The organism is Cellulomonas telluris (genome assembly GCF_004886325.1).
Taxonomy (GTDB): Bacteria; Actinomycetota; Actinomycetes; order Actinomycetales; family Cellulomonadaceae; genus Cellulomonas; species Cellulomonas telluris.
The window spans coordinates 584,169-597,577 of record NZ_QXFN01000001.1 but is presented as its reverse complement, the minus strand read 5'-3'; the positions used below and the strand labels follow the sequence as shown (position 1 = coordinate 597,577).

The 13,409-nt window shown below is 76.3% G+C and carries 13 protein-coding genes; 6 read left to right on the top strand and 7 right to left on the bottom strand.

Features of this window, described 5'->3' with window-relative positions:
• Positions 1 to 72: 72 nt before the first annotated feature.
• Positions 73 to 876 carry a hypothetical protein gene (locus tag FB586_RS02890; protein WP_246036366.1) on the top strand — a complete coding sequence of 268 codons (804 nt, stop codon included), beginning with the start codon at positions 73 to 75 and terminating at the stop codon, positions 874 to 876.
• A 143-nt stretch (positions 877 to 1,019) separates the two neighbouring features.
• On the opposite strand, the gene FB586_RS19230 is transcribed toward FB586_RS02890, so the two are convergent.
• The 3 genes from FB586_RS19230 to FB586_RS02875 all read right to left on the bottom strand — a co-directional run bounded on the left by FB586_RS19230 (position 1,020) and on the right by FB586_RS02875 (position 3,709).
• A complete protein-coding gene (locus FB586_RS19230; protein WP_168800432.1) occupies positions 1,020 to 2,273 on the bottom strand; it encodes a hypothetical protein in 1,254 nt (417 codons plus the stop codon).
• Positions 2,274 to 2,354: 81 nt separating this feature from the next.
• Positions 2,355 to 3,299, bottom strand: a complete 945-nt coding sequence (locus FB586_RS02880; RefSeq protein ID WP_136517799.1) for an ADP-ribosylglycohydrolase family protein — start codon at positions 3,297 to 3,299, stop codon at positions 2,355 to 2,357.
• Positions 3,296 to 3,709 (bottom strand): RidA family protein, encoded by a 414-nt coding sequence (locus tag FB586_RS02875; protein WP_136517798.1) that lies wholly within the window; start codon positions 3,707 to 3,709, stop codon positions 3,296 to 3,298. The genes FB586_RS02880 and FB586_RS02875 overlap by 4 nt, the downstream gene beginning before the upstream one ends.
• A 131-nt stretch (positions 3,710 to 3,840) precedes the next feature.
• On the opposite strand from FB586_RS02875, the gene FB586_RS02870 reads away from it, so the two are divergent.
• The gene (locus tag FB586_RS02870; RefSeq protein ID WP_136517797.1) at positions 3,841 to 4,053 is read left to right on the top strand and encodes a hypothetical protein; all 213 of its coding nucleotides are present in this window, start codon (positions 3,841 to 3,843) and stop codon (positions 4,051 to 4,053) included.
• Positions 4,054 to 4,169: 116 nt separating this feature from the next.
• Here FB586_RS02870 and FB586_RS02865 read toward each other — a convergent pair whose 3' ends face one another.
• Positions 4,170 to 5,063: a phosphotransferase gene (locus tag FB586_RS02865; protein ID WP_136517796.1), complete on the bottom strand. Its 894-nt coding sequence runs from the start codon at positions 5,061 to 5,063 to the stop codon at positions 4,170 to 4,172.
• The gene (locus tag FB586_RS02860) at positions 5,060 to 5,668 is read right to left on the bottom strand and encodes a GNAT family N-acetyltransferase (RefSeq protein ID WP_136517795.1); all 609 of its coding nucleotides are present in this window, start codon (positions 5,666 to 5,668) and stop codon (positions 5,060 to 5,062) included. Before FB586_RS02860 ends, FB586_RS02865 begins: the two co-directional genes overlap by 4 nt.
• Before the next feature lie 254 nt (positions 5,669 to 5,922).
• On the opposite strand from FB586_RS02860, the gene FB586_RS02855 reads away from it, so the two are divergent.
• From FB586_RS02855 to FB586_RS02840, 4 genes are all read left to right on the top strand, one after another.
• Positions 5,923 to 7,461 (top strand): MATE family efflux transporter, encoded by a 1,539-nt coding sequence (locus tag FB586_RS02855; protein ID WP_136517794.1) that lies wholly within the window; start codon positions 5,923 to 5,925, stop codon positions 7,459 to 7,461.
• Between the two features lie 245 nt (positions 7,462 to 7,706).
• Positions 7,707 to 8,942 (top strand): globin domain-containing protein, encoded by a 1,236-nt coding sequence (locus tag FB586_RS02850; RefSeq protein WP_136517793.1) that lies wholly within the window; start codon positions 7,707 to 7,709, stop codon positions 8,940 to 8,942.
• A 382-nt stretch (positions 8,943 to 9,324) separates the two neighbouring features.
• Entirely contained in the window at positions 9,325 to 10,719 is a 1,395-nt protein-coding gene (locus FB586_RS20150; protein ID WP_136517792.1) for a hypothetical protein, read from the top strand.
• 62 nt (positions 10,720 to 10,781) lie between these two features.
• The gene (locus FB586_RS02840) at positions 10,782 to 11,639 is read left to right on the top strand and encodes a hypothetical protein (RefSeq protein WP_136517791.1); all 858 of its coding nucleotides are present in this window, start codon (positions 10,782 to 10,784) and stop codon (positions 11,637 to 11,639) included.
• Positions 11,640 to 11,684: 45 nt separating this feature from the next.
• Here FB586_RS02840 and FB586_RS02835 read toward each other — a convergent pair whose 3' ends face one another.
• Both FB586_RS02835 and FB586_RS02830 read right to left on the bottom strand, forming a co-directional pair.
• Entirely contained in the window at positions 11,685 to 12,455 is a 771-nt protein-coding gene (locus FB586_RS02835; protein ID WP_136517790.1) for an ABC transporter permease, read from the bottom strand.
• Complete coding sequence (locus FB586_RS02830; RefSeq protein ID WP_136517789.1) at positions 12,452 to 13,405, bottom strand: ABC transporter ATP-binding protein; 954 nt, start codon at positions 13,403 to 13,405, stop codon at positions 12,452 to 12,454. The genes FB586_RS02835 and FB586_RS02830 overlap by 4 nt, the downstream gene beginning before the upstream one ends.
• Between the last annotated feature and the right edge of the window lie 4 nt (positions 13,406 to 13,409).

Genomic DNA, 13,409 nt, shown 5'->3' with positions numbered 1-13,409 from the left:
GCAGCGCCGGTCGTTCTCCTGGCAGCCCTCCTCGCGGTGGCCTCGGCGACGAGCGCTACGGCACTGCCCAACGTGGAGGGCTACTTCGACGAAGCAGGCCAGGCGGCCCAGTTGCACGTCCGGGACGGGGAGGCGCGGGCACGAACGAACGCTGTGGTGCCGGCAACCGAGCGGCTCGTTGACTACGAGCGCTCCGTCATCTGTGCCACCGGGGCCGCGTGGTTCTGGCAGAAGGGGAACGTCGACGGGTCCTGCCCCGAGGGCGGCACACCGTTCCCCCTCACCGGATGTGACGGCGACACAGTGCTACAGCCCATGTGGCGGCGACAGCGAGCCACCACAACTGCGGAGTGGGGCCAGTGGCAGCAGGTCGACTCCGGCGGGTGTGGCGCCGACGTCCTTCCCACCCTCACCGCCGAGGACTTCCGTCGTCTGCCCATCCCGGCCCCGGTCCTGAACGTCCAACCCGCGGCGGACTGGGTTCTGGTGAACAAGGAGACGATCGTCTATACCGACCCCTCCCCGGTCACCCTGACCACCGACCTGCTCGGCTACCAGGTCACGGTCGAGGCGACCCCGACCCGGTTCACCTACGACTTCGGCGACGGCACCCGGCCCCTGGTCACCACCGACCCCGGCGCCCCGTACCCGGCGTTCGACACCTTCCACGTCTACCGCGACCTCGGCACCCGGCAGATCACCCTGACCACCGAGTGGTCCGGCCGCTACCAGGTCGCCGGGTCACCGGCCTGGCGCGACGTCGATGGCACCGCGCAGACCACCACGACCAGCCCACCGTTCGAGGTCGTCGAACGCACCAGCAAGCTCGTCGCCGAGCTCTGCACCGCCGTCCCCACCCCACCCGACTGCGGCTGACCACGCGCGTCCCCGCGTGCAGCGGTTCGACCGGGCCGTGCCGATCCCGCCGGCGGAGGACGACGTGTACGCGTCCTACGGGTCGGGGATCGCGCCCGGCTACGGGAGCGGCGCGCAGCAGTGACCGGCGGGCTCGCCGAACCTCACGACCCTCCCCCCGGGTCCAGCTGCCGGAACACCGCCTGCACATCCGCGGTCAGCGCATCCACCCGCGCCTCCTCGGCGGCCAGCTCCTCGCCGGAGACCCGCAGCTGCTCCGCGCGAGCGGCGAGCTCCGCCTCGTCCCGCGCCAGCAAGTCACGCGCCGCCGCCAGCGTCGTCGAGGCAGAAGCCATCGGCAGCCGCGTCCCGTCCCGCCACGTCCACCCCAGCCGCGAGCGCGACTGCTCCCCCGGGGACATCGCCGCGTACCTGGCCTCCTCCTCCTCGAGGATCGCCCGGTAGCCGTCCAGGGTGGCGGTGTCGGCGTCGAGCTGCGCCTGCGCCTGGTAGTGCTGGTTGCGCCGCCCGTCGAGGGCCTGCTGGGACAGGGTCGCGTCGGCGTACAGCCGGTCGAGCTCCGCCTGGAACGTGGTGTGCACGGCGACGAGCGCAGCGCGGTCGGCGATGAACCGGCCGTACAGCTCCTCCAACCGGGGATGCAGCCCGCCCTCCGGCCACACCTGCGTCCCGACGTACGCGAAGTGCTCCGTGGCGCGGTTCTCCTCGGTCCCACCGACGGAGCCGGCAATCTGCGCGTGCATCTCGTCCGCCGGGTCGATCCCGGCGACGACCTCGGCCAGCAGTGACGTCGCCTCTGCGCGCTCGCCCGGGCTCAGCTCCAGCCACGCCGCGTGCAGCAGCTCGTGCGCGGCGGTCTCGACGACGTACCCGCGCAGCCGCGGGTCGGCCGGCGCGTAGACGATGATCGACCCGGCGCCCATGTCCGTGCCCGAGCGCGTCCAGTAGCAGCCGACGGCGCCGTCCGCACGGACGAGCCGCGGGCCCGTGCCGCACCGGCCCTCGAACTCCGCGTCCCCCAGCAGCTCCGGCTGCGCCCGGTACAGCAGGTCGCGCCCCTCCTGGGTCAGGAACATCTCGTCCGCGAGCGCGGCCACCTCCGCGGTCGGCTCCGGGACGCGACCCACGACGAGCCGGTCGAGCCACGGCGCGTCCACCTGGCTCAGCACCGCCGGGAGCATGGTGATCGCCGCCCACGCACCCACGGCCGCGAGGACGACCAGCAGCCCGAGCCGTCGCAGGACCCTGCCCCGCCGCGGCGGCACCGGCGCGGGGGCCGCGACGGCGTACGGCCGCCACTCCGTCACCGGAGCCGGCGTACCCATCGCCTCGTCGATCACCCACTGCGGGACGCGCCCCGTCGGTGACCGCGGCAGGTCGTCACCGGGGATGCTCACGGCACCAGCATCGGCAGCGCGACGGGGCGTCCTGAGCCCTCGCACCCGACGGCACCCCCACGCCCGCCCGTCACCGCCCCGCTACCGGCCACCGGCCAGCACCACCCCGCGCTGCGCCAGCTCCCCGACCGTCCACCCCGGCCAGCCGTGCACGACCTCGCGCCACTCCCCCGGCACGCCCGACCACCCGTGCGCCGCCCCGGCGAGCGCCCCCGCGATCGCCGCGACCGTGTCAGTGTCGCTCCCGCCGCGCACGGCCACCTCGAGCACGCCCCGCAGGTCGTCGCCGCGCACGACCGCGGACCAGGCGGCCCGGAACGCGGACACCACCCACCCGTTGTCGCGGTGGAACGCGACGGGCGGTGCCGCCTCGGCCTCGTCGATCCACGCCACCCACGCGTCCCGCCGGGACGACGGCACCAGGTTCAGCCCGGCGCGCACGTCGGCCACCCCGGTCTCCACGGCGCGCGCGATCGCGTCGCACCACAGGACGCACGCGTCGCCGGCGACGGGGTCGGGGTGGGTGAGGTCGCTGACGACCCGCGCCGCCTCGGCCCGCCGCCCCCGGTCGGAGAGGTACGCGAGCGCCACCGGCGCCGTCCGCATCAAGGACCCGTTACCCCCGGCGCGCCCGGTCGCCGCGAGGTGGGCGCGGGCCGCGGCGGCCACGTCCGCGGCGGACGTCGACGCCGCCGTCGTCAGCACCGACCGTGTCTGCGCGCCGACGTCCGCGGCCGTCCGCGCCCACGCCGCCCAGCCCGCGGTGACGTCGTCGAGGGACGCGAGCAGGTCGCTCCCTCGCTCGGCGGCGTCGAGCGCCACGCGGACCAGCACGGTCGCCATCTGCGTGTCGTCGGTCCACTCGCCCGGCTGCCAGTGGAAGACCCCGCCGCCGACCATCCCCACCGGCGCGTCGTCGCCCAGGGGCGGCCCGAACTCGTACCCGGCGCCCAGCGCGTCCCCGCACGCCTGCCCGGCGAGCACGCCCCGCAGCCGGTCGGTGCGCGCGTCGTCGTCGACGCTCACGCCTCGTCCCGCACGGCCGCGACGGCCTCCACCTCGACCAGCTGGTCGTCGTACCCCAGCACCGTCACGCCCACGAGGGTGCTCGGCACGTCGTGGTCGCCGAACGCCTCGCGCACCACCTCCCACGCGGCCACCAGATCCGCCTGGCGCGTGGTCGCGACGAGGACGCGCGTGCTGAGGACGTCGGTCAGCCCGGCGCCGGCGTCGCGCAGCGCGACGAGGAGGTTGCGCACGCACTGCGCCGCCTGGGCGGCGTGGTCGCCGACGCCGACGGTCCGCCCGTCGTCGTCGAGCGGGCACGCCCCGGCGAGGAAGACGAAGCGCGCGTCGGCCGGTGCGGTCGCGGCGTACGCGTACTCGGCGACGTCGGACAGGGTGCCGGATCGGATGAGGCGGACGGCGGAGCTCATCGGGGTCCTCTCTGACGGGGAGTGCGAGCAGCGTGGCACGTGCCGCGGCTCCGGCGGGCGGCGGGCACGGTCGAGGAGCCGTCACCGCGGCGCCCTGGTAGACAGGACGGACCGACGTCAGGAGGCCGACGATGACCGACCCGACCACGCCCCAGCCGGGCGACGACGCCACCCGAGCGCACGCCGCGGACACCACCGCCGCGCCCGACCCCGTCCGCGGCACCGCCCCGCAGAACGAGCCGTACGACGAGGGCGACGGCCTGCCGAACCCGCCGATCACGGCGAACAGCATGCAGAGCGCCCAGATGGGCGGCGCGTCCGGCAGCGGCGGCGCGGGCATCTGACACGACGCGCGCGGCGCCCCGGCGGCACCGTCGCCGGGGCGCCGCGCGGCCGTCTCCCAGCAGGCGCACGTCCGCCCCCGAGGCCGCGCACGCCCGCGGCGTCCGAGGCGCGTCCCTCAGCGCACGACGCCCAGCGCCCCCAGCGCCCGCCACCCGATCTCGATCGTCAGCTCCTCGCCCTCCCACACCGCCCACCCGGCAGCCAGGGCGAGCGCGACGCCGCGCGCCCGTGCGCGCGTCGCCGCCGACACGCCCCCGTAGGCCTCCACCGCCGCCGCCACACCGGAGGGCGGCAGCGAGAGCCACAGGAACCCCAGGTCGGTGGCCGGGTCGCCGCCGGCGACGTCGGCCCAGTCGATGATGCCGCCGAGCCGCCCGTCGTCGCTGAGCAGGTTGTACGGGTGCAGGTCGGCGTGGATCCAGGAGAGCGGCAGGTCGACGGGCGCGGCGAGCGCGTCGGCCCACAGCGCGTCCGCCGCCGCGCGGTCCAGCCGCACGCCGCGACCGGGAGCCGCCGCCTCGATCCGGTCCAGCGACGACACGAGCCCCGGCCCCCGCTCCGCGAGCGCGACCGACTGCTCGCGGTTGAACGGCGGCTCGACGCCCACCGGCACCGGCACGTGGATCTCCGCGAGCGCGCGGCCCAGCGCCGGTCCGGCCGACGCCCTCAGCGGACGCTCCGACGCCGGCACCCCCGGCAGCCACGTGACGACCGCCCACGGCCACGGGTACGCGGCACCGGGCTCGCCCACGCGCACGACCCGCTGCGTCGGGAACGTCCACCCGCGGCCCAGCTCCGGCACCCAGCGCAGCTCCGCCTCGAGCGAGCCGACCGTCGTCGCGAGCCGCGGCAGCCGCACGGCCAGGTCGTCCCCGAGCCGGTACATCGCCATGTCCCACCCGGAGTAGCGCCGCCCGACGGGCAGCCCGGCCAGGTCCGGGTGCTGCTCGGCGAGCAGGGCGGTGACGACCTCGGCGGAGATCGGCACCTCGTCGGGCGGGGCGGTCACGCCGCACCGCCCGGCGCGGCGGCGCGCGCGGCCGACGCGGCGGCGTCCCCGTCCCCGACGGGCACCGCCCGCACCGCCAGCAGCGGCACGTCCGGCACCGGGTCGGTCGCCAGCCGCGCATGCGTCTCGACGTCGTACCGCACGCCGTCGTAGCGGAGCTTCGCGCGCTCGACGCCCTCGGCGACGAACCCGGCCCGCGTCGCGACGCGGCACGACGCCGGGTTGTTGACGCGGTGGCCGAGCTCGAGGCGGTGCAGGCCCAGCGTGCCGAGCGCCCAGTGCGCCGCGGCCGCGACCGCCGACGTCGTCAGGCCGCGCCCTCGCGCCGCCGGCGCCGCCCAGTACGAGACCCAGGCGGTGTCGTGCGTCCGCTCGACGTGCGTGAGGGCGACCGACCCGACCGGCCGGTCGTCGGCCGTCACGGCCAGCACGTACGCGGCCGGCTCCCAGCGCAGCAGGCGGGTGCGCAGGCGGTCGGCGACGGCGTCGTCGGAGGGGTCGGGCGGCAGGTCGAGCTGGCGCGGCAGGTCGTCGCCGGCGCGGACGGCGTCGAGCAGCGCGGGCAGGTCGGAGGGCCGCCACGGGCGCAGCGCGGTGTCGGTCACCGTCGCACGCTAGGCCGTCCCTCGACCCTCCGGCCACGCCTTTGCCCCGGCGTCGCCCGAGCCTTTGCGCGGCGATGAACAGCGTTTGGACGAGCGTCCACGGTGTGACCGAGCGGACAGCATCCCGCACCGAAAAGGGCTACAGACGGGCGGGCATCGTATCGATACGATTCAGTGGCGACAGCGGCCGGCGCGAGAAGCGCCGGGACCGCACGCCCCCATCCGTCACTCCTCCGATCCCGGAGACCCCTGTCATGCCCAAGGTCCTGACCGCCGGCAGCCCCTGGCGCGTCATCCTCCTGTTCGCCGTCCCCCTGCTCATCGGCAACGTCGTCCAGCAGCTCTACCACGTCGCCGACGCGATGGTCGTGGGCCGCGTGCTCGGCGTCGAGGCGCTCGCCGCCGTCGGCGCGACCGGCGCGCTGACCTTCCTGCTGCTCGGGTTCACGTGGGGCATGACGAGCGGCTTCGCCATCCCGACCGCGCAGGCGTTCGGTGCGGGCGACGCCGCGGGCGTCCGCCGCTCGGTGGCCGCCGGCACGATCCTGTCCGCGATCGGCAGCCTCGTGCTGACCGTCGGCGCGCCGTTCGTCGCCGAGCCCGCGCTGCGCCTGCTGCAGACGCCGGAGAACCTCCTCGAGGACGCGACGACGTTCACGGTCGTCACGTTCCTCGGCGGCAGCACGATGATGTTCTTCAACTTCCTGTCCGCGGTGATCCGCGCGATCGGCGACTCCCGCACCCCGCTCGTGTTCCTCACGATCAGCTGCCTGCTCAACATCGTGCTGGTGCTCGGCCTCGTGCCCGTGCTCGGGATGGGCGTCGGCGGCGCCGCGCTCGCGACCGTCATCTCCCAGGGCGTCTCCGTCGCACTGTGCCTGGCGTACGTCGTCAAGCGCGTGCCGGTGCTGCACGTGCACCGCGAGGACTGGCGCGTCACGCGCGAGGACCTCGTCCGCCACCTGCGCATCGGCGTGCCGATGGGCTTCCAGATGTCGATCATCGCGATCGGCACGCTCGCGGTGCAGGTCCGCCTCAACGCGCTCGGCCCGGACGCCGTCGCCGCCTACACCACGGCCGCGCGCGTCGACGGCCTGGCCGTCGCGCTGCTGCAGTCGCTCGGGCTCGCGGTCTCCACGTTCGTCGCGCAGAACCACGGCGCCGGCCGCCCCGACCGCATCCGCACCGGCGTGGTCCAGGGCGTGTGGATGTCGGTGGTCGGGTCGGTGCTGCTCGGTGCCGTGCTCGTCACGGGCGGCGCGCAGATCGTCCGGCTGTTCGTCGGCCCCGGCGAGGACCAGGTCGTCGGGATGGCCGCGCACTTCCTGCACGTCAACGGCGTGCTCTACGCGATCCTCGGCGTGCTGTTCGTGCTGCGCGGCGCCCTGCAGGGCCTCGGGCACACGGGCGTCCCGACCGTCACGGGCGTCATCGAGCTCGTCATGCGCGTCGGCGCCGCGATCGTGCTCGGCGCGTCGTTCGGCTTCACCGGCGTCGTCTGGGCGAACCCGCTCGCGTGGCTCGGCGCGGTCGCCCTGCTCGTGCCCGCGTACCTGAAGGCGCACCGCAACCTCGAGTCCGAGCCGGTCCTCGTCGGCGGGCACGCCCCCGAGACGATGGTCCTCGAGGGCGGGCCGCACGAGGGGTCGGCCGTCATGGACGCGGTCGTCCCGGACGTCGACGCGGTGGGGACGCACCCGACCGCGGGCCACGACGAGCCGGCGCGTCCGGAGGCCGAGGCCGTCCCGGAGACCGACCGCGCCGAGCTCACCGACGCCGGCTGCCGCCACTGACGCACCGCCCGCCCCACCCCGCGTTCGCGGGGGCGCCCCTCGCGGGCGGGGAGGGCGGCGTCACGGGCGTGCCGGCACGGCGGGTCGCCCGACGGCGTCGACGCCCTCCCGGTGGCGGGTCGCCCGCCGGCGCGACGCCCTCCCGTGGCGGGCCGCTCCCCGCGGGTCGACCATGGCGGGAGGCGGAGCGGCCGGCCCGGGGCGACCCGGCGCACGCGGCACCGTCGCGAGCGAGAGGGGGCCTCATGCTGTCCGACCGGTCCCGGCCGGTGGTCGAGGAGACCCTGCCGGTCGTCGCGGACCACATCCGCGAGATCGCCCGACGCTTCTACGGGCACATGTTCGGCGAGCACCCCGAGCTGCTCGACGGCCTGTTCAACCGCGGCAACCAGGCGGAGGGCACGCAGCAGGTCGCGCTCGCCGGGTCCGTCGCCGCGTTCGCGGCCGCGCTGCTGCGCGACCCCGAGCAGCTGCCCGAGCGGCTGCTGTCCCGCATCGCGCACAAGCACGCGTCCCTCGGGCTGCGCCCCGACCAGTACCAGGTGGTGCACGACCACCTGTTCTGGGCCATCGACGACGTCCTCGGCGACGCCGTCACGCCCGACGTCGCCGCCGCCTGGGACGAGGTCTACTGGCTCATGGCGTACGCGCTCGTGCACATGGAGCGCGGCCTCTACAGCGCGCGCGGCGTGCGGCCGCAGACGGTGTGGCGCGACTGGGAGGTCGCCGAGAAGGTCCCCGAGACCGACGAGGTCGTGACGTTCCGCGTCCGCCGGCTCGACCGCCGCGCCGTGCGCACCTCGCTGCCCGGGCAGTACGTGTCGGTGCGCGTGCGCATGCCCGACGGCGTCCACCAGCCGCGCCAGTACAGCCTCACCCGCGCCGACGACGGCGAGCACCGGCAGTTCTCCGTCAGGCGCGTCCGCGGGGACGGGATGCCGGACGGCGAGGTGTCGAACCTGCTGCACGACACCGTGCAGGTGGGCGACACGCTCACCATGTCGGTGCCGTTCGGGGACGTCGTGCTCGACGACTCCGGGCGGCCGCTCGTGTTCGTCAGCGCCGGCATCGGCATCACGCCCATGGCCGGGATGCTGTCCCACCTCGTCGCGGCCGGGTCCCGGCTGCCCGTCACCCTGCTGCACGCGGACGTGCGCGAGGACGCCTTCGCGCTGCGCCGGCAGGTGCTCGACGACGTCCGGGCGCTCGGCGGGCGGGCGTACGTCTGGTACGAGGAGCCGGGCGGCGACCTGCCCGTGGACGGGCGGGGGCACGGGCGCCTCGACCTCGACGCCGTCGACCTGCCCTCCGGCGCTCTCTACTACCTGTGCGGTCCGCTGCCGTTCATGAAGGGCGTGCGCGAGCAGCTGCTCGCCGACGGCGTCACGCCGCAGGACATCCAGTACGAGGTGTTCGGCCCCGACCTGTGGCAGGCGGACCTGCTGGGCGAGCCGTCCCCGGGCGAGCCCGCGGGAGCCTGACGGCGGCGAGGCGCGCTCGCACCCGCGGTCCGTCCCGAGCTCGCCACCCCTGCCCCCGTCGCCGGTCCGCCCCGGGTCCACGAGTCGCCCCCAGCGCGCCAGTCCCCGAGCTCGCCAGTCCGGCCCCAGTTCGCCAGTCCGGCTCGAGTTCGCCAGTTCGGCTCGAGTTCGCCACGTGGACCTGGCGAACTGGGACCGACGTGGCGAACTCGGCGGAGGGAGCGGGGCCGGGGGTGCGAGGGGCGTCGGGACGTGGGGCGTCCCGGCGGACACCACGCGGACGGGCGAATCGGGCGGACGGGGCGGTCCTCGATACTGGGGCGCCGCGTCGTGCCCGTCCGGACGTGGTCGTCGTCCGAACCCAGCGAGGAGCACCGTCCGCGTGACCGACCAGCAGCCCGGCGAGATCCCCCCGCCGCCGACCGCACCCCTGCCGTCCGGCGACGTCCCGCCCGCGCCCGCCGCGTCGGCCACGCCGGGTGCACGGCAGCCGGACCTCGCTCCGGCGGCACCGTACGGGGCGGCACCGGCCGTCCCGTACGCGGCACCGTACGGGGCGGCACCGGGCGTCCCGCCAGCGCCGGCCGCCGGCGGTCCCGCGATCCCGCCGGCGCCGGCGGGCCACGGTCCCGCGATCCCGCCGCCGCCGGGCGCGCCGCTGCCCACGCCCGCCCCCGCGCCGCCGGCCGCGCCGGCCCCGGCAGCGGCACCGGCCGCAGCGTCCGTCCCCACCGCGCCGGCACCGGCAGCGCCGACCGGCGGAGCGGCGGCTGCCGCACCGGCACCGGTCGCCGCACCCGCTTTTGCATCGGCCCCGGCCCCGGCCGCCCCCAGCGGCGCCGTCCCCCACCCGCCCGCCGTCCCCACCGCCCCCTACCCCGCGTACGTCGCACCTGGCCAGCAGCCCCCCGGCCAGCAGCCGCCGGGCTACGGGGCACCGGGCCACCTCGCGCCGGGCGGTCCGTCCTACCCGGGCGCCCCGGCCGGTCCCGGCAAGGCCATGGCGATCACGGCGCTCTCGCTCGCCGGGGTCGGCCTGCTGCTCAGCTGGGTGCCGCTGGTCAACTACCTGGCCGGGCTGCTCGCGCTCGCGGGACTGGTCGTCGGGGTCGTGGCGCTCGTGAAGGCCCGCCCCGGGCGGGGGCTCGCGATCGCGGGCGCCGTCGTGGCGGTGGTCGCGATCGGCTCGGTCGCCGTGTCGCACACCGTCTACGCGCGCGCCTTCGGCACGTTCGTCCGGGGCGTGCAGGACGGGATGGACGCGACCGGCGGCCTGCCGCTGCCGGCGGAGACGGCACCCGTCCCCGACCCCTCCGGCGAGCCCGGCGGCGAGCCCGAGGACCAGCCCGGCGACCAGGCGGGCGACCAGCCCGGCGGCGAGGCCGCGCCGGAGGGCCTCACGGCGGCGTTCGGCGAGACGTTCGTGTACGCGGACGGCCTCGAGGTGACGGTCGCCGCGCCCGAGCCCTACACGCCGTCCGAGTACGCGACGGTGACCGAGGGCCAGCACGTCAGCTTCACGATCACCGTGGGGAACGGCGGGGCCGAGGAGTACAACCCGGCGCTGTTCCTCACGAGCGTGATGTCGGGGGGTGCCGAGGCGAGCGAGATCTTCGACCTCTCGTCCACCCTCGCGCCCGCACCGGTGGACCCCGTGGCCCCGGGGCAGAGCGTGTCGTTCCAGGTGGCCTACACGGTGGCCGACCCGTCGGCGGTCGTGATGGAGGTGGAGCCGAACATGCTCACGCACGAGGGGTTCACGGTCGGGGCCCGCTGAGGTCCCGTCCCGTCGGACACGTCCCGTCCGGCACCACCGCACCGGCAGTGAGGAGCCGCGCCATGAGCACCGACCCCACGACCGTCCGGCCCGCGGACGCACCGACCGCGGGGGACGTCGACCCCGGTCCCGAAGCCGGCGGCCGCGGTACCGCCGTCACGGCGTGGGTGACCGCGCTGGTCGCCCTGGCGCTGGCCTGGGTGCAGACCCGGGACGCCGGGGCTGCGGTCCTCGCGGGCGTCGTCGGGGTGATCGCCCTCGTGCTCGGCGTGGCCGCGCTGGTCACCGCCGTGCGGAACGGACGCCGGGGCGCGGTCCTGGCCGTCGCGGCCGTCGTCGTCTCCGTCGTGGCCCTGGCGCTCGTGCTCGTCACGCGGGCGGGGCTGCTGGACGCCGGGGGCGAGGCGGACGGCGCGCCGGGCGCAGCGGCGTCGGAGCGTGGGGAGGAGCCCGGGGACGAGGCTGCGGACCAGGACGAGGCGGACGCCCCCGCGGGCTCGGCCGCCGAGGAGCCGCCCGGCCGGCAGCGCCCGACCACCACGACCTTCGGGAGCACGTACACCTACGACACCGGGCTGGCCGTGACGGTCGCGGCGCCGGAGCCGTTCGAGCCGTCGGACACCGCCGACGCCGGTGCGACCGGCGAGCACCTGCGGTTCGCGGTGACGATCACGAACGGGACGCCGGAGCCGTGGACGCCGACGTTCTTCGAGACCTCCGCGGCGTCCGGCGGCATCCGGGGCACGCCGGTCTTCGACAGCGTGGCGGGCCTGCTCGGGATCCCGCCGCAGGAGCCGCTGCCGCCGGGCGGCAGCGTGACGTTCGACCTCGGGTACACCGTCTCCGACCCGGAGACGGTGGTCCTCGAGGTGACCGCCGGCGGGGTCGGGTACGAGGAGTTCACGGTCGGCGCAGGCTGACGACGGCGCCGGGCGGCACGTCCCCCGGCGCCGTCGTCCCCGCCCCTACGCGCGTCGCCGCAGCGCGAGCACCGCCCCGACCACGGACGCGACGCACCACACGAGCAGCACGACCAGCGAGCGCGTCGGCAGCGTGAACGCCTCGGACGCGAGGCCCGTGCGGACCAGCTGGGCCATCGGCTCGATCGGCAGCCACGCGTGCACGTCCTGCAGCCACGCGGGCATGCGCTCGGCCGGGTAGCTGACGGGCGAGAACAGCAGGACGACGAACACGAGCGCCTGGGTGAGCAGCTGCGCGAGCGCGGGCGGCAGCAGGGACGCCATCGCGTACCCCACGGACGCCGCCGTCAGCGAGACCAGCAGGGTCGCGGGCACGAGCCACGGCGCGGGCGACAGGTCGACGTCGAAGCGCCAGACCCCGACGAGGACGCCGAGCACCATGCCGGGCAGCGCGAGCAGCGTCCACACGAGCAGGTCGGACACGAGGAACGCGGTGCGTGGCACGGGCAGCGTGCGCAGCCAGTCGAGGCTGCCCTCGGTGCGCGACTGCGAGAGCAGCTGCGGCGTGAGGACGAGGCCGATGGTGATCAGCGTGATCGTGGGCGCGCCGGTGGCCAGGTAGAGGGCCGTCACCGGGTCGGGGTCGCCGACGAGCAGGCCGTAGCCGACGACGGTCGCGACCGCCATGAACGCCTGCACCACGACCATGAGCGGCAGGAACTGGGCCTGCCGGCGGAACTGCCACTGCGCGAGCAGGAGCGTCTGGCTGATGCTCTCGCGCGCGTCCGCTCGGACGCCCTGCTGGACGGCGGTCATGCCGGCACCTCCTCGGTGACGCGCTCGTCGCCGACGAGCCGGACGTAGACGTCCTCCAGGGACGCGGGCGTGAGCGCGTACCGCTCGAGCCGGCCGGCGTCGACCTCGGCCTGGGCCCAGGCGACGACCGCGGGCGCGTCGGCGGCGGGGACGGTGCCGGTGGCGCGCAGCCGCCCGGCGGCGACCGGGCGCACCGCGGGGTGCCAGGTGATCGGGCCGTCGTGGGGCAGGTCGACCTCGAGCGTGAGGGCGCCGCGCAGGGACGCCGTGAGGCCGGCGGGGGTGTCGGCCGCGAGGACGACGCCGTGGTCGAGGACCGCGAGGTGGTCGACGACGCGCTCGGCCTCGCGCACGTTGTGGGTGACGAGCAGGACGGCGTGCCCGGCGTCGGCGAGCCCGCGGATCTGCTGCCAGAGCAGGCGCCGGCGCACGGGGTCGACGTCGTTGGTCGGCTCGTCGAGCACCACCAGCGCGCCGGGCTGCACGGCGGTCATGGCGAAGGACGTCAGGCGGGCGACGCCGCCGGACACCTTCTCCGCGCGGGTGTCGGCCCAGGCGCCGAGGTCGAGCGCGTCGAGGAGGTCCTCGGTGCGGCGGCGGACGGTCGCGCGGTCGCCGCCGCGGATGCGGCCGACGAGCTCGATCGCGCGCCGCGGCGTCAGCCCCGTGATCGGGACGTTCGCCTGCGCCTGGATGGACGCGCGGCGCCGCGCGACCTCGGGGTGCGCGACGGCGTCGACGCCGTCGAGGGTGATGGTGCCCGCGTCGGGCCGCACGAGCCCGACGACCTGGTGCACGAGCGTCGTCTTGCCCGCGCCGTTGTGGCCGAGCAGGCCGACGACCTGCCCCGGGGCGACGTCGAGGTCGATCCCGTCGTTGGCCTGCACGCCCGTCCGTCCGCCGTAGCGCTTGCGCAGCCCGCGGACGGAGAGCAGCACCTGCGTGCTCATCCCG